The 19,758-nt window shown below is 64.7% G+C and carries 22 protein-coding genes; 9 read left to right on the plus strand and 13 right to left on the minus strand.

What is annotated here, in order from left to right; all coding sequences use genetic code 11:
* The 3 genes from holA to leuS are packed head-to-tail and all read right to left on the minus strand — an operon-like array spanning position 1 to position 4,276.
* On the minus strand, positions 1-1,017 hold the full coding sequence (gene holA, locus PX653_RS19445) for a DNA polymerase III subunit delta (protein WP_277414386.1): 1,017 nt from the start codon (positions 1,015-1,017) through the stop codon (positions 1-3).
* Positions 1,018-1,025: 8 nt separating this feature from the next.
* On the minus strand, positions 1,026-1,634 hold the full coding sequence (locus PX653_RS19450) for an LPS-assembly lipoprotein LptE (RefSeq protein WP_307730755.1): 609 nt from the start codon (positions 1,632-1,634) through the stop codon (positions 1,026-1,028).
* Positions 1,634-4,276, minus strand: coding sequence for a leucine--tRNA ligase (gene leuS, locus PX653_RS19455; protein WP_277414387.1), 2,643 nt, complete (start codon positions 4,274-4,276; stop codon positions 1,634-1,636). Before leuS ends, PX653_RS19450 begins: the two co-directional genes overlap by 1 nt.
* A 65-nt stretch (positions 4,277-4,341) precedes the next feature.
* Here leuS and PX653_RS19460 point away from each other — a divergent pair, with 65 nt between their 5' ends.
* The 4 genes from PX653_RS19460 to map all read left to right on the plus strand — a co-directional run bounded on the left by PX653_RS19460 (position 4,342) and on the right by map (position 6,658).
* Positions 4,342-5,091 carry a helix-turn-helix transcriptional regulator gene (locus PX653_RS19460; protein WP_277414388.1) on the plus strand — a complete coding sequence of 250 codons (750 nt, stop codon included), beginning with the start codon at positions 4,342-4,344 and terminating at the stop codon, positions 5,089-5,091.
* A 69-nt stretch (positions 5,092-5,160) separates the two neighbouring features.
* On the plus strand, positions 5,161-5,526 hold the full coding sequence (locus PX653_RS19465) for a VOC family protein (protein WP_277414389.1): 366 nt from the start codon (positions 5,161-5,163) through the stop codon (positions 5,524-5,526).
* Between the two features lie 120 nt (positions 5,527-5,646).
* Entirely contained in the window at positions 5,647-5,877 is a 231-nt protein-coding gene (locus PX653_RS19470) for a ParD-like family protein (protein ID WP_277414390.1), read from the plus strand.
* Positions 5,870-6,658: a type I methionyl aminopeptidase gene (map, locus tag PX653_RS19475; protein ID WP_277414391.1), complete on the plus strand. Its 789-nt coding sequence runs from the start codon at positions 5,870-5,872 to the stop codon at positions 6,656-6,658. The genes PX653_RS19470 and map overlap by 8 nt, the downstream gene beginning before the upstream one ends.
* Before the next feature lie 27 nt (positions 6,659-6,685).
* Here map and PX653_RS19480 read toward each other — a convergent pair whose 3' ends face one another.
* Genes PX653_RS19480 through PX653_RS19500 form a run of 5 tightly spaced genes read right to left on the minus strand, consistent with a single transcriptional unit; the run spans position 6,686 to position 9,531 of the window.
* On the minus strand, positions 6,686-7,012 hold the full coding sequence (locus PX653_RS19480) for a barstar family protein (RefSeq protein ID WP_277414392.1): 327 nt from the start codon (positions 7,010-7,012) through the stop codon (positions 6,686-6,688).
* The gene (locus PX653_RS19485; RefSeq protein WP_277414393.1) at positions 7,012-7,434 is read right to left on the minus strand and encodes an ExbD/TolR family protein; all 423 of its coding nucleotides are present in this window, start codon (positions 7,432-7,434) and stop codon (positions 7,012-7,014) included. Before PX653_RS19485 ends, PX653_RS19480 begins: the two co-directional genes overlap by 1 nt.
* 18 nt (positions 7,435-7,452) lie before the next feature.
* On the minus strand, positions 7,453-8,106 hold the full coding sequence (locus tag PX653_RS19490; protein WP_277414394.1) for a MotA/TolQ/ExbB proton channel family protein: 654 nt from the start codon (positions 8,104-8,106) through the stop codon (positions 7,453-7,455).
* Positions 8,107-8,114: 8 nt separating this feature from the next.
* A complete protein-coding gene (dapB, locus tag PX653_RS19495) occupies positions 8,115-8,924 on the minus strand; it encodes a 4-hydroxy-tetrahydrodipicolinate reductase (RefSeq protein WP_277414395.1) in 810 nt (269 codons plus the stop codon).
* Positions 8,925-8,931: 7 nt separating this feature from the next.
* A complete protein-coding gene (locus PX653_RS19500) occupies positions 8,932-9,531 on the minus strand; it encodes an outer membrane protein assembly factor BamE (RefSeq protein ID WP_277414396.1) in 600 nt (199 codons plus the stop codon).
* Between the two features lie 145 nt (positions 9,532-9,676).
* Here PX653_RS19500 and fur point away from each other — a divergent pair, with 145 nt between their 5' ends.
* A complete protein-coding gene (fur, locus tag PX653_RS19505) occupies positions 9,677-10,105 on the plus strand; it encodes a ferric iron uptake transcriptional regulator (RefSeq protein ID WP_277414397.1) in 429 nt (142 codons plus the stop codon).
* 45 nt (positions 10,106-10,150) lie between these two features.
* On the opposite strand, the gene PX653_RS19510 is transcribed toward fur, so the two are convergent.
* The 3 genes from PX653_RS19510 to PX653_RS19520 all read right to left on the minus strand — a co-directional run bounded on the left by PX653_RS19510 (position 10,151) and on the right by PX653_RS19520 (position 13,435).
* Positions 10,151-11,479 carry an IS4 family transposase gene (locus PX653_RS19510; RefSeq protein WP_277414398.1) on the minus strand — a complete coding sequence of 443 codons (1,329 nt, stop codon included), beginning with the start codon at positions 11,477-11,479 and terminating at the stop codon, positions 10,151-10,153.
* A gap of 172 nt (positions 11,480-11,651) precedes the next feature.
* Entirely contained in the window at positions 11,652-12,668 is a 1,017-nt protein-coding gene (gene hrcA, locus PX653_RS19515) for a heat-inducible transcriptional repressor HrcA (RefSeq protein ID WP_277414399.1), read from the minus strand.
* Positions 12,669-12,724: 56 nt separating this feature from the next.
* Entirely contained in the window at positions 12,725-13,435 is a 711-nt protein-coding gene (locus tag PX653_RS19520; protein WP_277414400.1) for an HAD family hydrolase, read from the minus strand.
* A gap of 95 nt (positions 13,436-13,530) precedes the next feature.
* On the opposite strand from PX653_RS19520, the gene PX653_RS19525 reads away from it, so the two are divergent.
* The 4 genes from PX653_RS19525 to PX653_RS19540 all read left to right on the plus strand — a co-directional run bounded on the left by PX653_RS19525 (position 13,531) and on the right by PX653_RS19540 (position 17,781).
* Positions 13,531-14,931 (plus strand): metallophosphoesterase family protein, encoded by a 1,401-nt coding sequence (locus tag PX653_RS19525; protein WP_277414401.1) that lies wholly within the window; start codon positions 13,531-13,533, stop codon positions 14,929-14,931.
* A 138-nt stretch (positions 14,932-15,069) separates the two neighbouring features.
* A complete protein-coding gene (locus PX653_RS19530) occupies positions 15,070-15,669 on the plus strand; it encodes a hypothetical protein (RefSeq protein WP_277414402.1) in 600 nt (199 codons plus the stop codon).
* A 56-nt stretch (positions 15,670-15,725) separates the two neighbouring features.
* Entirely contained in the window at positions 15,726-16,316 is a 591-nt protein-coding gene (locus PX653_RS19535) for a hypothetical protein (protein WP_277414403.1), read from the plus strand.
* Positions 16,317-16,569: 253 nt separating this feature from the next.
* Complete coding sequence (locus PX653_RS19540) at positions 16,570-17,781, plus strand: ISL3 family transposase (protein WP_277414404.1); 1,212 nt, start codon at positions 16,570-16,572, stop codon at positions 17,779-17,781.
* Between the two features lie 101 nt (positions 17,782-17,882).
* Here PX653_RS19540 and rsmA read toward each other — a convergent pair whose 3' ends face one another.
* Complete coding sequence (gene rsmA, locus PX653_RS19545) at positions 17,883-18,656, minus strand: 16S rRNA (adenine(1518)-N(6)/adenine(1519)-N(6))-dimethyltransferase RsmA (RefSeq protein ID WP_277414405.1); 774 nt, start codon at positions 18,654-18,656, stop codon at positions 17,883-17,885.
* 45 nt (positions 18,657-18,701) lie between these two features.
* Entirely contained in the window at positions 18,702-19,754 is a 1,053-nt protein-coding gene (gene pdxA, locus PX653_RS19550; RefSeq protein WP_277414406.1) for a 4-hydroxythreonine-4-phosphate dehydrogenase PdxA, read from the minus strand.
* Between the last annotated feature and the right edge of the window lie 4 nt (positions 19,755-19,758).

Here is a 19,758-nt window from a genome sequence, read left to right on the forward strand (position 1 = left end):
CTATGCTTTTGCCACCTTCAGCGCCAGTTGCAGCATGGCGTCCCACTGGTCGCCGGCAAACGACTTGCCGCGCAACCCCTTGACCATCTTGTCCACCTGGGCCGCCTCGCGCAGCGCGCCTTCCAGCGTGGCCAGCGACACGCGCCGCAGCGCCGGTTCCATCATGCGCTCGCGCGGGCCCCAGATGCGGTATTCCTTCAGCAGGGCGCCCAGCGGGCGGCCCTGCGCCATCCCTGCCTTCAATTTTAGCAGCGTGCGGATTTCCTCCGACACGGCCCACAGTACCAGCGGCAGTGCCTCGCCTTCGCCTTTCAGGCCTTCCAGCATGCGCACGAGGCGTGCCGGGTCGCCCGCCAGCATCGCCTCCGACAGCTTGAACACGTCGTAGCGCGCCACGTTCAGCACGGCGTCGTGCACCTGCTCGTAGGTCAGCTTGCCCGGTTCGTGCAGCAGGCCCAGTTTCTGGATTTCCTGGTGCGCCGCCAGGAGGTTGCCCTCGACGCGGTCGGCGATGAAGTCCAGACTTTGCCGGTCCGCGCTCTGGTTCTGCAGCGCCAGGCGCTGCGAGATCCAGTTCGGCAGGTGGGCCCGCTCCACGTTCGGAATCTCGATGTAGACACCGGCCTGCTGCAGCGCCGTGACCCATGCCGCCTTGGCCGTTTGCCAGTCCAGCTTGGGCAAGGTGATCAGCGTCAGGTTGTCGGGACTGAGGTCCTTGACGTAGGCCTGCAGCGCCGCGCCGCCATCCTTGCCCGGCTTGCCCGTCGGGATGCGCAGCTCGATCAGCTTCTTGTCGCCGAACAGGGACATCGCCTGGTTCGCGGCCAGCAGCTCGCCCCATTTGAAGCTGCGTTCGACGGTGAGCACGTCGCGCTCGGAATACCCTTGCGCGCGCGCCGCGCGGCGGATCTTGTCCGCCGCTTCCAGCGCGAGCAGGTGCTCGTCGCTGGTGATCACGTACAGCTGCGACAGGGGTTTGGCCAGGTGGCCGTCCAGCGCTTCAGCCCGCAGTTGCATGCCGGCCCTTACTGCTTCGGGGCGGGCTCGGTGCCCGGCATCGTCAGGATGCTGCCAGGCCCCGGCGCCGACGAACCCGGCATCGGCGTGCCCGGCTTGATGGCGGCCATGCGCCGCATCATCTGCTGCACCAGGTCGGCCTGCATGTCGCGGTACAGCAGCGCCTCTTCCTGCTCCTTGGCCAGGAGCTGGGTCTCGTTGAACGTGATCGGGCGCGTCAACGTGATCTGCGTGGGGCCCAGCAGCTCGGCGCCGCTGCGGTCCTTGACGCGGAACACGATGTTATAGCTGAGCAGGTACTCGCCGACGCGGCCCGCGCTGTTCAGCGACAGGATGGTCTTCGTCCTGGTTTTTTCCGGATCGGTGATGACCTCGATGACGCCGTCGGCCGCCTTCGGGTCGCCCACAATGACCGTATTGCCGTTGACGCGGATATTGCGTTTCAGGTCGATGGCCAGCGGCGACGACTCCGGCAGGCCGACGTACATGGTCCGGAACGGCAGCGTGTAGTTGCCGCCGGAACCGCGCAGGTGGAAGCCGCAGGCCGACACGCCGGCGGCCAGCGCGGCCAGCAGCACGGCATTGCGGGCCAGCTTCGTCAGGTTAGTGGCCATCATCACACCACGATGTTAACCAGCTTGCCCGGCACGACGATGATCTTCTTCGGCGTCCCTTCGATGAACTTCTGCACGCTCTCCTCGGCCAGCGCGGCCGCCTCGATGGCCGCCTTGTCCAGGCCTTTCGCCACTTTCACGGAGCCGCGCAGCTTGCCGTTCACCTGGATCATCATCTCGATTTCCGACTGCTCCAGCGCGGCCGGATCGACCTGCGGCCAGGCCGTGTCGAGGATGTCCTTGTGCACGGCCGCATAACCCAGCTCCGTCCACAGCGCATGCGTGATGTGCGGCGCGACCGGGTTCAGCAAACGCAGGAAGATCGAGAAGCCTTCGGCGATGACGGCCGAGGATTCTGCACTGTCGTCGAGCTTCGCGGACTCCAGCGTGTTCAGCATCTTCATGCAGGCCGATACCACCGTGTTGTACTGGATGCGTTTCAGGTCGTAGTCGGCCTGCTGCAGCACCTTGTGCAGCTCGCGGCGCAGCGTCTTGCCCGCATCCGTCGTCGCGGCCGACGTGATGGCGGCGCCGGCGGCCGCGATGCGGTCCTTCTGCGCGTAGCCGTAGGCCCAGACGCGGCGCAGGAAGCGGTTGGCGCCTTCGACACCGCTGCCCGACCATTCCAGCGTCTGCTCCGGCGGCGACGCGAACATCGTGAACAGGCGGGCCGTATCGGCGCCGTATTGCTCGATCTGCGCCTGCGGGTCGATGCCGTTGTTCTTCGACTTCGACATCTTTTCCGTGCCGCCGATCTGCACCGGCTGGCCATCGGTCTTGAGCAGCGCGGAGACGGGGCGGCCCTTGTCGTCCGTTGTCAGTTCCACGTCCGCCGGGTTGATCCAGGTTTTCTTGCCGTTGGCTTCTTCGCGGAAGTACGTCTCGTTCAGCACCATGCCCTGCGTCAGCAGGTTGACGAACGGCTCGTCGAACTTCACCAGGCCGAGGTCGCGCATGACCTTGGTCCAGAAGCGCGCGTACAGCAGGTGCAGCACGGCGTGCTCGATGCCGCCGATATACTGGTCCATCGGCATCCAGTAATCGTTGCGGCTGTCGACCATCGCGTCGTTCGAGCCTGGCGACGTATAGCGCATGTAGTACCAGGACGAATCGACGAACGTGTCCATCGTGTCCGTCTCGCGGCGCGCTGGCTTGCCGCATTTCGGGCAGTCGCAGGCCAGGAAGGCCTCGTGCTTGTTGAGCGGGTTGCCCGTGCCGTCCGGCACGCAGTCTTCCGGCAGCACGACCGGCAGGTCCTGTTCCGGGACCGGCACGGCGCCGCAATCGGCGCAGTTGATCATCGGGATCGGCGTGCCCCAGTAGCGCTGGCGCGAGATGCCCCAGTCGCGCAGGCGGAACGTGACCTTCTTCTCGCCCAGGCCGAGGGTTGCAAGGTCGGCCGCGACCGCGTCCACGGCTTCCTTGTAGCGCAGGCCGTCGTACTTGCCGGAGTTGGCGACGACGGAGACTTCCTTGTCGCCATACCATTCCTGCCAGGCGTCCAGCGAGTAGTCCTTGCCTTCGGCGGTAATCACCTGCTTGATCGGCAGGTTGTATTTCTTGGCGAAGGCGAAATCGCGCTCGTCGTGCGCCGGCACGCCCATCACGGCGCCGTCGCCGTACGTGATCAGGACGTAGTTGCCGACCCAGACCTCGATCTGCTCGTTGGTCAACGGGTGCGTGACGAACAGGCCCGTGGGCATGCCCTTCTTTTCCATCGTGGCCATGTCGGCCTCGATGACGGAGCCCATCTTGCACTCGGCGATAAAGGCCTGCAGTTCCGGGTTATTCTTGGCCGCATGCGTGGCCAGCGGGTGCTCGGCGGCGACGGCGCAGAATGTCACGCCCATGATGGTGTCGGGACGCGTCGTGAAGACGTACATCTTGCCTTCGTCGATGGCCTGGCCGTCGTCGTCCTTGATCTGGTGCGGGAACGCGAAGCGCACGCCGGTGGACTTGCCGATCCAGTTCGACTGCATGATGCGCACGCGCTCGGGCCAGCCCGGCAGCTTGTTGTCGACATGTTCCAGCAGCTCTTCCGCGTAGTCAGTGATGCGCGCGTAGTACATCGGGATCTCGCGCTTCTCGATCAGCGCGCCCGAACGCCAGCCGCGGCCGTCGACCACCTGCTCGTTGGCCAGCACGGTCTGGTCGACCGGGTCCCAGTTCACGGTGCCCGTCTTCTTGTAAATGATGCCCTTCTCGAGCATCTTGAGGAACATCCACTGGTTCCACTTGTAGTATTCCGGCTTGCAGGCCGTCATTTCACGCGACCAGTCGATCGCCAGGCCCATCATCTCCATCTGCGCACGCATGTGGGCGATGTTCGAATAGGTCCACTGCGCCGGCGGTACGTTGTTCGCCATTGCCGCGTTTTCAGCCGGCATGCCGAACGCATCCCAGCCCATCGGCATCAGCACGTTGTAGCCGTTCATCCGCAGGTAGCGGTACATCACATCGTTGATCGTATAGTTGCGCACGTGGCCCATGTGCAGCTTGCCGGACGGGTAAGGCAGCATCGAGCACGCGTAGTACTTCCCTTTCGGGAAACGCGGGTCGTTTTCGACGGCTTTGTAGGCGTCGATCGCCTTCCAGTGGGATTGGGCAGCTTTTTCGACGTCGGCGGGACTATATTTGTCTTGCATGATGGATGCACAATAGTGAATATGAACCGAACATTATACTTCTTAGCCGTGCGCGGCAGCGCGGCATGGCGCTGACGTCCTACGCCGAGTTCCCGCCCTGCCCCGCGCTGCGTCCGTACGTGGCCTGCCTGTGGGCCGCGCACACCGATCCCGCCGCTCCGCCGCGCCCGCACCGCGTGCTGCCGGACAACTGCGTGGACATCCTGTGGCAGGACAACCGGCCGGACGCCTTTGCCGTCGGCATGATGAGCGCGCCCATCTGGGTACCGGCGGCGGGGCCCGTCCGCATCGTGGCCGTGCGCTTCCGGCCCGGTGCCGCCGGCCTGTTCCTGGATGCGCCGCTGCATGTGCTGACGGACAGCCGCGCCGACCTGGCCGACTTGTGGGGCCGCGCCGACGCGCTGCGCCTGCACGACACGCTGTGGCAGCCGAAACTCAGCACCGCCGCCCGGCTGCGGCGGATCGAGGATGCGCTGCTGGCGCGCCTCGCCCGCGCCGCGCCCTCCACGCCGACGTTGGGGCAGCGCGCCGTCGCCGCCATCGAAGCGGCGCACGGCGCCGTACGGGTGGACGCCCTGGCCGATGCGCTCGCTGTGTCGCGCCAGCATCTGGCCCTGCAGTTTCGCCAGCAGGTCGGGCTGACACCGAAGCTGTTCGCCCGCATCTGCCGCTTCCGCCGCGCCAGCGCGGTGTTACGGGACGATGGCACCGACGTGGCCGCGCTGGCCCTCGACTGCGGCTACTTCGACCAGTCGCACCTGATCCGCGACTTCCGCGATTTTGCCGGCACGACGCCGGACGCCTGGCGCCGCTGACCTTCCATTTTTCCAATCGGTGCCGCTGCCGCCATGGCAAGATGGCCGCATCGACAACAGGAGAGCCCCATGATCAAAGGACTGCGCACCGCCATCTATCCCGCCCCCGACCTCGCTGCCGCGAAGGCGTGGTACGCGCAGGTATTCGGCGTTCAACCCTATTTCGACCAGCCGTTCTACGTTGGCTTCAACATCGGCGGGTTCGAGCTGGGCCTGCTCCCCGACGGCACGCCCGGCACGGCAGGCACCCAGGTCTACTGGGGCGTCGACGACATCGAGGCCGAGGTCGCCCGCATCGTCGCACTGGGTGCGAGCGTTCACTCCGCCGTTCAGGACGTGGGCGACAGCATCCTCACCGCCGAGCTGGCCGACCCGTTCGGCAACGTGCTGGGGCTGATCCAGAATCCCCACTTCGATCCCGCGGCAGTGCGCTGACCGCCCGAAAAACGGTGACAGTCACCGTTTTTCCCGCCCCGGGTGAAATTGGAGGCTGTCCCCAATTTTCGTCGTTATGCTAATATACGGTTCGTATATAAACCGTATAAAGGCACTACCATGGGCATCGTCAAGATCTCCGACCAGATGCATGAGAACCTGCGCATCGCCAGCGGCGCGTTGAGCCGCTCGATCAACGCGCAGGCCGAGCATTGGCTGCGCATCGGCCTGCTGGCCGAAACCAATCCCGACCTGAACTACAGCGAGCTGTGCCAGCTGCTGCTGCGCGGCGACACGGGCGGCGGACCGCTGCGCCTCGTTCCACTGGACCGGGAGACGTTGAATGCGTAAGAAGAACAGCAACGAAATCCTGATCAAGTCGCCGGAGCAGGTCGAACTGTCGCGCGCCGCCGGCCAGCTGGCCGCCGACGTGCTGACGATGATCGGCCCTTACGTCAAACCGGGCGTGACGACGGAATACCTGGACCAGCTGTGCCACGACTACATCGTCAAGGAACTGAAGGTCATTCCCGCCAACGTGGGCTATGCCGGCTTCACGAAGACGCTGTGCACGTCCGTCAACGAGGTGGTCTGCCACGGCATTCCGTCGCCGAAAAAGATCCTGAAGGACGGCGACATCGTCAACATCGACGTGGCCGTCATCAAGGACGGCTGGTTCGGCGACACGAGTCGCATGTACTACGTGGGCAATCCATCCAAGGCCGCGCGCAAGCTGTGCGACGTGACGTATGACGCCATGTGGGCCGGCATCCGCGCCGTGAAACCGGGCGCCACCCTGGGCGACGTGGGCCACGCGATCCAGACGGTGGCCGAGAACGCGGGCTTCTCCGTCGTGCGCGACTACTGTGGCCACGGCATCGGCATGGTCTACCACGAAAGCGTGCAGGTGCTGCACTACGGCCGGCCCGGCACGGGCATGGTGCTGCAGCCCGGCATGATCTTCACGATCGAGCCGATGATCAACGCGGGCAAGCACCAGACCCGCGCGCTGCCGGACGGCTGGACCGTCGTGACGGCGGACCGTTCGCTGTCGGCGCAGTGGGAGCACATGGTCACCGTGACCGAGACGGGGTTCGATGTGCTGACGTTGGGGCCGGGCGAGAAGATCTGACGGGAGGTATCGGCGTCGGCAGCCGTGTCAGCGCAGCACCAGCTGCAAGGCCGGCTTCTCGCCGTAGTCTTCGTAGCGCTCGTTGATGCCGCCCACGCAGTACTCGATTTCCTCCAGCAGCTCCGGGGCCGCGGCGCGCAGCGCGGCCGCGTTGTCGATGACGATCTGCAGCAGTTCGTTTGGCTTCAGGCGGAATTTGGTCATGCCTTCGTCGTCGCGCAGGTACGAGAGCGCATCGACCCACGAGTCCATCGTGTCGCCGTAGTACTCGGGCAGGCCGAGCGCCGCGCGGCTGGCGGCGTGGAACGAGGCTTCATCGCGGATCGCCGCGCCGTCCAGGGTCACACTGGCCATTATTGGGTTTCCTTCGGATCGGTGACGAAGACCAGCTTCGTCAGGCCCTGCGCCTGCGCGGCCGCCATCAGCTGGGCCACCGCTTCGTAGCGGGTGGCGCGGTCGGCGCGCAGTTGCAGTTCGGGTTGAGGGCTGCGCCCGGCGGCAGCCGCCAGGCGCTGTGCCAGTTCGTCGCCTTGCAGCGCCTCGTCGTTCCAGAAGACGGTGCCGGCCGCGTCGATCGCCACCGTCACCGTCGCGGTGCCCTGCTGCACCGCCGCGGCCTTGGCCTTCGGCAGGTCGAGGCTGACCGCATTGGTAAACATGGGCGCGGACAGGATGAAGATCACGAGCAGCACCAGCATCACGTCCACCATCGGGGTGACGTTGATGTCGGCCATCGCTTCCTTCTGGCGGTGGTGGTTGAACGCGCCGAATGCCATCGCGGTCTCCGTGTCCGGTCAGTTCTTCGTGAGGTAGGCGTGCAGGTCGTGCGCGAACGCGTCCAGCTCGGACAGCGTCAGGCGGTTCACGCGGTTGAAACCGTTATAGGCCAGCACGGCGGGGATGGCCACCATCAGGCCCACGCCCGTCATGATCAAGGCTTCGCCGACGGGACCGGCGATGCGGTCGATCTGCACGGGCCCCGTGGACGACACGGCCGCCAGCGCATGGTAGATGCCCCATACTGTGCCCAGCAGGCCGACGAACGGCGCCGTCGAGGCGATCGACGCCAGCAGCGTCAGGCCGCTTTCCAGGCGCACGGTGGAGCGGTGGATGGCGTCGCGCAGCAGGCGCGTCATCTGTTCGGCCGGGCTGACGGCGCTGCCCAGCGATGCCTGGCCGGGCGCGACGCGCACGGTGCCCTGGCTGGCCAATGCCAGGTAAATCCCTTCGGGATCGCCGGCCGCCACGACCGCCACGCCGTCCTGCAGCGTGGGCGCATCCCAGAAGCGGCGTACCACGCCGGCGCTGCGCCGCACCCGCCATGCCATCCAGCCCTTCGACAGGATGAAGAACCAGCTTGTCAGCGACATCGCCAGCAGCAGCCACGCGACGGCATGGCTGATCGCGTCGCCGCGCTCCCAGTATGTCGCGAAGCTGAAGTGCTCCATGGAGGTCGTCAGCCGTTCAGCGCCAGCACGTCGAACATGTCGAACAGGCCCGTCTTCTGCCCGGCCAGGAAGCGGGCCGCGCGCAGCGAACCTTGCGCATAGCCGGCGCGGCTGCTGGACTTGTGGCTGATCTCGATGCGCTCGCCGGTGCCGGCAAACAGCACCGTGTGATCGCCAATGATGTCGCCGCCACGCACGGTGGCAAAGCCGATCGTCGACGGATCGCGTTCGCCCGTCACGCCTTCGCGGCCGTAGACGGCGCATTCCTTCAGGTCGCGGCCCAGCGCGCCGGCGATGACTTCGCCCATCTTCAGCGCGGTGCCGGACGGCGCATCGACCTTGTGGCGGTGATGCGCTTCGATGATCTCGATGTCGTAGCCGGTGGCCAGGCTTTTCGCGGCCAGTTCCAGCAGCTTCAACGTGACGTTGACGCCCACGCTCATGTTCGGTGCGAACACGATGGCCGTCTGCTCGGCGGCAGCCTTGATGGCGGCCTTGCCGGCATCGTCGAAGCCGGTCGTGCCGATGACCAGCTTGATGCCGTGCGCGGCGCAGTATTCCAGGTGCTGCAGCGTGCCTTCGGGACGGGTGAAATCGATCAGCACGTCCGCGCCCTGCAGGCCTTCGGCCAGGTCGGCCGTGACAAGGACGCCGGCCGGCTTGCCCAGGAACGCCGCGGCATCCTGGCCCAGGCCGTCGCTGCCGGCGATGCCCAACGCGCCCGACAGGCGCAGGTCGTCAGCGTTCTGCACGGCTTCCACCAGCATGCGGCCCATGCGGCCGCCCGCGCCGGCGATGGCGATCTTCAGTTGGCTCATCGGTTCCTCAGTTCTGCTTGACGTTGACTTCGACGGGATTGCGGTTGCCCGACTCCTGGCCGCCCGGCAGCGGCGCGCGCGCGGCGGCCGGCTGGTTTTCGCTGTCGCGCTTCTGGTCCTTCTGGAACTTGCGGATCGGGCCGGCGATGCGGGCGATGTATTCCTGTTCGGTCGGCAATTCACCGCCTTCGAAGCGCTCGACCTTGCCTTCCTTGTCGAAGTAGACGACGACGGTGCTGGTGGTCAGTTCGCCGCTGCCGCGGGCCAGGCGGAACGGATAGTCCCAGCGGTCGGCGTGGAAGATGTCGTTCAGCAGCGGCGTGCCCAGGACGAAGCGCACCTGGTCGCGCGTCATGCCCGTCTTCAGTTGCGCCAGCATTTCCTTCGACACGAAGTTACCCTGCTGGATATCCGGACGGTAAGGCGAGAAGAACCACATGAATTTCTGGGCCTTCGAGATCGCGATGGTCTGTGCGCCCTGCTTTGCGTCCACCTGCACCTCCGGCTCACGGTCGGCGCGGCCACCTTCCTTCGGGCCCAGCACGGAACGGCCGGCACAGCCGCCCAGCGCAAGCGCCACGCCGGCCACGAGGGCAAACAAGGGCATGCGGCGTTTCATACTGTGCAACATGGAGGGGGACGTGCGATGCAAAACGGCCGGGGTGAAGCGCATAGATGACCTCAATTCAGATTGAGCGGAAGTGCCAAAACGCTATATCATAAAGCACTCCAGCCAAAACCGACTACCAAACATGAGTAACAACCCCACCGACCTGAAGGCCAGCGGCCTGAAGGCCACCCTGCCACGCCTGAAAATCCTGGACATTTTCCAGAACAGCGCAGTGCGCCACCTGACGGCCGAAGATGTCTACAAGATTTTGCTGGCCGACAATATGGACGTCGGCCTGGCCACCGTCTACCGCGTGCTCACGCAGTTCGAGCAGGCCGGCCTGCTGCACCGCAATCACTTCGAGAGCGGCAAGGCCATTTTTGAGCTGAACCAGGGTTCCCACCACGACCACCTCGTCTGCATCGATTGCGGCCGCGTGGAGGAATTCGTCGACGAAGAGATCGAACAGCGCCAGCACCGCATCGCCGCCGAGCGCGGCTTCAAAATCGCCGAGCACGCGCTGGCCATCTACGGCAGCTGCACGAAAACGGACTGCCCGCACCGGCACTGAGCCGGCAGCGCAAACAAGAAACGGCCCGCACGGGCCTAATGCCGTTCAGTTAAGGTCTTTTTTCAGGACGCGGACAGTGTAGCGATGAGGTAAGGCCTTCACGGCCCGGTCGATTTTTCGACCGGGCCGTTCTTCATTCAGTAGCATGAGCAGACGCTGGCGAAGGCGCTGCATCAAGGCGGGCAGCTTGCCATGTGAGCGGGTTACTGCTGCCCAATGCAGTTCGTATTGGATGACATGGAATGCACGGATAAAACTGACCTCAGTCGGCTCACACTTCACCGCCAGTGCGGCCTTGGCGATCTCCAGCCGGATCAGGTTATAGGCAGTCAAGGTTCCCCAGATTTCCTGGTAGACGCCTTCGACGGTACGGCTGCGCAGCGTCAACGCCCTGCCCATCATCGTTTGCTTGAGTTCGCGATAGCTCGTTTCGATCTGCCAGCGCCGGGTATAACAAGTCGCAACGTCTTTGGCCGTGTAGCGCTTGGTGTCGCATAGTGAGGTCAGCAATACGTGTTTGCGTGCGCTCTGGTCGATGATCGTAATGGCGCGTGCGCGCCAGGTCGCAGGCAAGTCCGGGCACTTCTTGCGTGCCTGGGGCGATACGCGCATTTCGATCATCGCATCGTCGGCAGTACCGCCAACGACTTCCCATTTCGTATTGGACTTGGCTGGAATGATGAAGTGCCTGTTCGTTCCTCCAACGGTCAGGCCGCACAGAATCTCGGCTGACAGAAAACCTTTGTCGAAGACGGTAAGCGAATCATCCGGAATCGATGCGAGCAGCTCCTTGGCGTGCAGCATCTCGTTGATGCCGTAAGGGCCAAACTTGGCATCGCGTATCAGGTGGGTCGGCACGGCAGTCAAGGTCACACCACGCACTTGCGGATAGCTGGCGATCCGGCCACTGGCATACGACTGCTCGCCGAAATGGTTGCGCTGTTCCGGCGTATCCGCCGTCTTCAATGTCGTGCCGTCCATCGCATACAGACTTAGTCCCTTGAACAGGTACTGCTTGCGATCCTGCTCCGACCATGCCTTTGCTGAGATCTCGAATAATGCCCGCAGTGGTTCGGCGCCAACACGCTGCCGTGCCTGCGCTACCGCGCTTTTGCTTACGAAAGGCGCCTGCACGTCCGGCAACGCAAGGTCCAGGTCGTCAACCACTTCACTGATAGACTGATGACGGTACAGCGCCAAGGCGACGACGAGCCACACTACCTGCTCGGTCGGCAGCCGGCGCCGTCGAATGCTCGCTTTGCCAGTGTGTACAACCGCTTGCTCGATCCACTCGGAAGGCAAGTGCCGTCCCAGGCGGGCCCAGTCCGGGTCTTCCTGGGCTTGTACGAGGAAATGGAGCGCGTCATCAAGCATGGTGACGCAGGTTAACAGCCTCAGCTACTGTTTACAACACCAAAAAGAAAAATGCCGCTCAGTCTTAACTGAACGGCATTACCCGCACGGGCCGTTTTTTTATTGCGAAAAATTGGGGACTGTCCCCGATTTTTGGCAATGTTTGCTTGAAACAGGGGTCTGTCCCGGGTTTTCAGTTGTGGCTGAGCGCGTTCGACAGCAGCCGCGACGTGATGTCCACGATGGGGATCACGCGCTCGTAGGCCATGCGGGTGGGGCCGATCACGCCAAGGGTGCCGACGATGCGCCCGTTCGCTTCGTACGGCGCCGTGACGACGCTCATCTCGTCCATCGGCACCAGGTTCGATTCGCCGCCGATGAAGATCTGCACGCCCGACGCCTTGGACGACACGTCCAGCAACTGCATCAGGCCCGTCTTCTGCTCGAACATGTCGAACATCTGGCGCAGCGACGACATGTTCGACGACAGGTCGCTGACCGACAGCAAGTTGCGTTCGCCGGCGATCACCATGCCGTCGGCGCTGTCGGCCATGGCCTCGCTGCCGGCCTCGACGGCGGCCTGCATCAGCCGGCCCATGTCGTCGCGCAACTGGCGCAGCTCGCCCTGCATGCGGTTGCGTACTTCGTCGAACGCCAGGCCGCTGTAGTGCTGGTTGATGAAATTGGCCGACTGCTGCAGCTGGGAAGGCGTGTAATCCACGTCCGTCAGCAGCAGGCGGTTCTGTACGTCGCCGCCCGGGGCCACGATGACGAGCAGGATGCGCTTCTCCCCCAGGCGCAGGAACTCGATCTGCTGGAAGGTCGATTCGTGGCGCGGACTCAGCACGACTCCGGCGAACTGCGACAGCGACGACAACATCTGCGCCGCGTTGGCGATCAGCTTTTGCGGCGGCTGGGCCTGCGGGCGCAACCGTGCCTCGACGGCGCTCTCGTCGATCGGCTGCACCGTCAGCAACGTGTCGACGAAGATGCGGTAGCCACGTGGCGTGGGGACGCGACCGGCCGACGTGTGCGGGCTGGCGACATAGCCGAGCTCTTCGAGATCGGCCATGATGTTGCGGATGGTGGCCGGCGACAGGTCAAGGCCGGAAATCTTCGACAGGGCGCGCGATCCGACGGGCTGTCCGTCCGCGATATAGCGCTCTACCAGGGCTTTGAGCAGGGTTTGGGCACGGTTATCGAGTTGCATAATTCAATCTTCAGGCGTACACGGTATTATGCACGGCTGGTGACGGCACAGGGAATTCAATCAGCTAACTGTTGTTCCAGCCACGCAATCAACTCCTCCAGACTGCTGCAGATCACATCGGGCACGATGCCCGCTTCCAGGTGGGCGGTGCTGCCCGTACGGTTCATCCACACGGCGCGCAGGCCCGCTTTCTGCGCCCCTTCCACGTCGAGGCGCAGGTCGTCGCCCACATACACCGTTTCGCCCGGCGCCACGCCCAGCGCTTCGCATGCGGCCAGGAAGATCGCCGGGTCGGGCTTGGCCTTGCCGAAACGGCCGGCGGCCAGCGCCACCTTGAAATGGTGGGCGATACCGATGACTTCAAGGTCCGCGTTGCCGTTCGTGACGGCGCCCAGCGTGACGCGGTCGGCCAGGTGCAGCAGCCCCGGCAGCACGTCGTCATATGGCTTGACGGCATTGCGTGCCGCAAGAAAATGCTGCATGGCGCCGTCGACATGGACGAGGTCCTCCCCGACGTGTTCGAACGCCGCCTGCAACGCGGCCCGGCGCAGCTTGGCGAGGTCCAGGTGGTAATCGGGTTCGGCCGCGAGCAACGCCATGCGCCGCGCGCGCAGTTCTTCGATGGAGAACGCTTGCGCCACCTTGGGCGCGTGCTTGGCCAGCCAGGCGTGCAAGGTTGCTTCCGCCTCGGCAATGACGGGGCCGATGGGCCATAGCGTATCGTCCAGGTCGAACAGGATGGCGCGGGGTCGGTGAATGACATTCATGCTGCCATTGTCGCATGCCGGGCAGCGCCGCACAGGCTGTGGAAACGCCCAGGTAGAATACCAAACGCTCAACATTTCCAGGAGACCCGGTGCTGATGAGAAACGCTACCCTGCTGCGGCTGCTGCGGCTGTCGCCTGCTGCCCTGCTGGCGGGCTGTGCCAGCGCTCCGCCGGGCCCGTCCGTGCTGTCGGCCTTTGTCGTGCTGGGCGAACAGGGCAGCGCCACGGCGCGTGTGCTCAGTAGTGCAGACACGTGCCCCCCCATCGACGTCGACGGTCGCCAGCAGCCGATGCAGGTCCGTGCGGCCGCGGCCACGATCGCCCAGCGCCGCACCGCCTCCGCGCCAGCCGACTCGAAGCCCTCCGCGTTTCCCGTGCTGACATGCGAGCTGGTGTTACCGGCCGGCAGTCGCACGGCCAGCGTCACCGGACAGGCGCTGCCGCTGCCCCGTCCGGAAGCGCGCCGTATCGTCGTCATCGGCGACACGGGCTGTCGCCTGAAGAAGGCCGACAACGCGTTCCAGGCCTGCAATGACCCGGAGCAGGCGCCGTTCGGCACGGTGGCCGCGGCGGCGGCGGCCTGGGGCCCGGACCTGGTGGTGCACGTGGGCGATTATCACTACCGCGAGAATCCCTGCCCCGACGGCAACGCCGGCTGCGCCGGCAGCCCGTGGGGCTATGGCTGGGACACCTGGCGCGCCGATTTCTTCCAGCCCGCCGCGCCGCTGCTGCGCGCGGCGCCGTGGATCGTCGTGCGCGGCAACCACGAGTCGTGCGTGCGGGGCGGCCAGGGCTGGTGGCGCTTCCTCGACCCGCGCCCGCTGGTGCCGGCGCGCGACTGCAACGTGGCCGCCGACGATGCGGTGGGCGACTACAGCGACCCGTATGCGGTGCCGCTGGCGCCGGACACGCAACTGCTGGTCGTCGACACGGCCGCCACCACGTGGCGGGGCCTGAAGCCGGGCAACACCGGCTACGAACGCTATCGCGACGCCTACCCGAAGGTGGCGGCGCTGGCCGCGCGCACGCCCTACAACCTGCTGGCGAACCACCATCCGATCCTGGGCTTCGGCGCCGACCTGGACAAGAACGGCCAGCGCTACCTGCAGCTGGGTGACAAGGGCCTGCAGGACAGCTTCGGCGCCGTCGATCCGCTGCTGCTGCCGGCCAATGTACAGGCACTGCTGTCCGGCCACGTGCACCTGTGGGAGCAGGTCAGTTTTTCCAGTCCCCATCCGAGCCAGTTCGTCGCGGGCTTTTCCGGCACGGCCGAAGCCACCGTGCCGCTGCCGGACGATCCGATGGCCGTGCAACCGGCGCCGGGCGCCGTCATCGATGCGTTCAGCTCGTGGGTGGGCGGCTTCGGCTTCATGACGATGGAGCGCGACGGCCCGGGCAGGTGGCGCGTCGCCGTGCACGACCGCCACGGTGCGATCAAGAATCGCTGCACGCTGACGGGCCGGCAATCGCGTTGCGAAACGGCGCAGATCCGCTAGGGCAGCGCCCCGGGGGACACATGTCGTTACAAGGATTTGTCGAGCTGTGCGTTGTTAAATGCACTAAAATAAGCGCCGACTCATGCTCCGCGCCGCGGCACAGCATTCCAGCTTATTGATTTTGGAGAGATTTTTAATATGAAGAGTATGTACGTGCGCGCGAGCGCGGGCGCGCTGTGCGCGGCACTGCTGGCAGGTTGCGGCGGCAGCGATAATGGCAGCCTGGTGTTGGTCGCCACCGTGACTGGCCTGTCCAAACCCGGCCTCGTGCTCAAGAGCGGCGACCAGACCATCACCGTCAACGGCTCGGCCGGTGCGCCAACCATCACGCCGACGTTCCCCAACCTGATCGAGGAAGACAGCACGATCGACGTCCAGATCCAGACCCAGCCGACGGCTGCCAAGTGCGATGTCGATCCGAAAACCATCGGACTGAAAGCGAACTACTACACCGCCCGCCAGGTGGTCGTCACGTGCAAGACCTTCAGCTACACGCTGGGCGGCACCGTCAGCGGCCTGACCGCGGACGGCCTGATCCTGAACAACGGTCCTGTGCAGAAGGCGATCCCGGCCGGCAGCACGGGCTTCACCTTTGACACGCCCGTCGATGACGGCGCCAACTACGGTGTGACGGTCCTGCAGAACCCTGCCGGCCTCGTGTGCAGCGTGGCCAACAATGCCGGCACGATGCCGTCCGGCCCCGTCAACAATATCGTCGTCACCTGCAACAAGGCCTGAACCGGCGAGACCGGCACCGGCGCGCCCTGGCGGCGCGCTTCTATTTGGAGAATGCAATGAAAGCAATGTTTCTGGGTTCGATCGCACTGGCCCTGACGCTGGCCGGTTGCGGCGGCAAGGAATCGTTTACCGTCGGCGGCACTGTCACAGGCCTGAAGTTCGGCGGCATGGAATTGACCAACGGCTCGGACAAGGTCGCGGTCCAGCCGCCGGCCGACGGCACCAGCGCCGTCAAGTTCCAGTTGCCGAACTCGATCGACTACGGCGACGAATACGAGATCGCCATCAAGAATCCGGCGCACCAGACGTGCGGCCCGGCCATCTCGGGCGCGCTGAAAGGTTCGGCGGGTTACACGCAGACGATCGATGTGGCGATCATCTGCTCGGTCAACACGTTCAAGCTGACCGGCAAGGTCACCGGCCTGGACGCCGATGGCCTGATCATCATCAATGGCAATGGCTCGGAATTCACGGTGCCGAAGGCAGCTACTTCGTTTATCTACACGGATCCGATCGCATCTCAATCGTCGTACGGCCTGGTGGTGTTGAAGCAGCCGGCCGGCCGCAAGTGCACGATCGCGAATGGCACCGGGACGATGGGCGACGCCGACGTGACCGATATCGCGATCACCTGCACGCCAGCGTGATATTCACAAGTGGAATGATGGGCATTCGCAAAATAAAGTGGATCAATATGCGGCGACGCATCATAATCACTCCCGTCTCCTCCACTTCTTTCTGAGAATTGGATTTAGCCGGCTCTCTGAGCCGGCTTTTTTTTTGGTTCATCGCGGGGAATGGGGGAAGACGGGATTGACGATCTGAGCAGGAAGTGGTGGCGGAGGTCTGAAGTTGGTAGATTGATAGTCGCCAAACAAGTCAATCTGTCAAACCACCGCCATGCTCAATGCTATGTCGTCTCTCCCGTTTTGGGAAGGCTATATTGTCCACTCCGTCCAAGACCGTGAGGACCGATCCCTACTAATTGTTCTAGAGACCTGCCCTGCAAGCGAGGCCCGATGTGGATCGTGCCGGCAGCCCTGCTCGCTGATTCATGAGCGGCGTAGGCGCATAGTTCGTGACCGCGACTGCCTGGATAGACGTGTGTGGCTTGATGTTCCGGTCCGGCGGCTGGACTGCCATCACTGCAATGCCCGCGTTGCCGAACATATTTCGTGGCTCGATCGGCGCGCACGCATCACGCATCGCGTTAGGGTGTGGGTCGAGGCACTGGCACAGCTGCTTCCGATAGCCCATGTGGCCCGGCTGACTGGTCTGCACTGGCATACTATCAAGGACATTGATCATCGACGGCTGGAGCGTTTGCATGGCGACTTCTCGGCAGAACACGTTCGACGCCTGGTCATGGACGAATTCGCCTTGCACAAGGGCCATCGCTATGCCACCGTCGCACTCGACGCCGAACGTATGAGGGTGTTATGGGTCGGGGAAGGCAATAGCCGGGAAGCGATTCGGCCGTTCTTCGAGAAGCTTGGCGCTGAAGGCTGCCAGCGGATCGAAGCCGTCGCAATGGACATGAACACGGCTATGGATCTCGAGGTGCGTGAGCAATGTCCAAATGCCGAAGTGGTCTACGATCTATTTCATGTCGTTGCCCGCTTTGGCCGAGAAGTCGTTGATCGGGTCCGGGTCGATCAGGCCAATACACTACGGGCAGAGCCTAAGGCCCGCCAGGTCATCAAGCGCAGCCGCTGGCTCTTGCTACGTAATCGTGACAACCTCAAGCAGGACCAAGCGATCAAGCTCGAGGAACTGCTTGCGGCTAACAAGCCCTTGTCCACCGTCTATCTTCTCAAGACCGAGCTGAAGGAAATCTGGTATGCGCCAACGGTCCGCGATGGTGCCCGTCGCTGGAAATCCTGGCTAAGGCTCGCCCTGGACAGCCAGATTGCGCCCCTGGTCCTGTTCGCCAAACGCTTGGTCAAATACCGACGTGGCATCCTGGCTTCAGCGATCTACCCGATGAGCTCATCCATTCTCGAGGGCGTCAACAACCGTATCAAAGTCATCAAGCGGATGGCCTACGGCTTCCGCGACTCCGCATACTTCTTCCTGAAAATCAAGGATGCGTTCCCCGGCAAAGTGCGATGAACCTTTTTTTTGCCGTTCTAATTCGATCCCAACACCGACACCCGGGGTCGGACCCGGCGGGTTCGACCCCAGCTCCTCGCAGTTGGGTGCCCGCGTTCGGGTTATTGCTCCAGGCTGTTCGCCAGCGCCACATACGCCTCCATCGCCACCGTCTCCGGCCGCGCGCCCGGGTCGATGCCCACGTCGGCGATCTGCTGCTCCGTAAACATCCCCGCCAGGCAGTTGCGGATAACCTTGCGGCGCTGCGAGAACGCCTTCTGCACCACCGCTTCCAGCGTGGTCCGGTCGCATGCCAGCGGCTCGGCGATCGGGATCATGCGCACGATGGCCGAATCGACCTTCGGCGGCGGGTCGAACGCCTCCGGCGGCACGATGAACATCAGCGCCATGCGGTAGCGCCACTGCAGCATCACGGACAGGCGGCCGTAGGCCTTCGTGCCCGGCTCGGCCACCATGCGCTCCACCACTTCCTTCTGCAGCATGAAATGCTGGTCCTCGACCAGCGGCGCGAAGTCGGCCAGGTGGAACAGCAGCGGGCTGGAGATGTTGTACGGCAGGTTGCCGACGACGCGCAGCTTGCGTCCCGCCGGCACGGGGATCGTGCCGAAGTCGAACTTCAGCGCGTCGCCCGAGTGGATCGTCAGCTTCTCGCGTGGGAAACGCTTTTCCAGCCGCGCCACCAGGTCGCGGTCCAGCTCCACCACGTGCATGTGATCCAGCGACTTGAGCAGCAGGTCCGTCATGGCGGCCAGGCCCGGGCCGATTTCCACCATCGTGTCGCCCGGTGCGGGCGCGATGGCCTCGATGATGTCGCCGAGGACGCGATCGTCCTGCAGGAAGTTCTGGCCGAAGCGTTTGCGGGCTATGTGTTTCATCTGTCTTTTTGGTGATGGGCGGTCCGGACGGACCGCCGGGTTGGTTCAGGCGCGGCGGGCGCGCACCATGGCCAGCGCCGCGGCGATGGCTTGTTCCATGCTGCCGCAGTCGGCGTGGCCGAGGCCCTTGGCCGCCAGGTCCAGCGCCGTGCCGTGATCGACGGACGTGCGGATCAGCGGCAGGCCCAGCGTGATGTTGACGCCGTGGCCGAAGGTCGCGAACTTCAGCACCGGCAGGCCCTGGTCGTGGTACATCGCCAGCACGCAGTCGGCATCCTCTAAATACTTCGGCTGGAACAGCGTGTCGGCCGGGTACGGGCCACGCGCATCGATGCCGCGTGCACGCGCCGTCGCCAAAGCCGGCGCGATCGTGTCGATTTCCTCGCGCCCCAGGTAGCCGTTCTCCCCCGCATGCGGGTTCAGGCCCGTGACGAGGATGCGCGGCGTGGCCAGGCCGAACTTGGTGCGCAGGTCGTGGTGGAGGATGTCGAGCGTGCGGCCCAGGCCCTCTTGCGTCAACGCTCCCGCCACGTCTTTCAGCGGCAGGTGCGTCGTCGCCAGCGCCACGCGCAGTTGCGCTACGCCTGTGGCGGCGGCCGGCGCGCCGGCCAGCATCATGACGACCTGCGGCGTGCCGGTGCGCTCGGCAAAGTATTCGGTATGGCCGGAGAACGGCACGCCGGCATCGTTGATGGTGCTCTTTTGCAGCGGCGCCGTGACGACGGCCGCGAACCAGCCCGCCTGCACGCCTTCGATGGCGGCATCGAGCATGGCCAGCACGGCACGGCCGTTTTCCTTGTCCAGGGTGCCGGGCACCACGTGCGCGGCCAGCGGCACGTCGATCGCGCACAGCCGCTCCGCACCGAAATGCGGCAAGCCGCCGTTCCGTACCGCCTGCAGCGACAGGGCGCTGACGCGTATTTCCGGATCGAGCGCATGCGCCGTCATCGCCAGGAACGCGGCGTCACCCAGCAGCACGCAGTTGACCTGCCCGCGCAGGGCCCAGGCGGCGCGCAGGGCGATCTCCGGGCCGATGCCGGCCGGCTCGCCCGTGGTGATGCAGATCGTCGGCCGCGCTTGGCCCTGCCCCGTTGCCATAGGC

This window comes from Pseudoduganella chitinolytica (assembly GCF_029028125.1).
Taxonomy (GTDB): domain Bacteria; phylum Pseudomonadota; class Gammaproteobacteria; order Burkholderiales; family Burkholderiaceae_D; genus Rugamonas; species Rugamonas chitinolytica.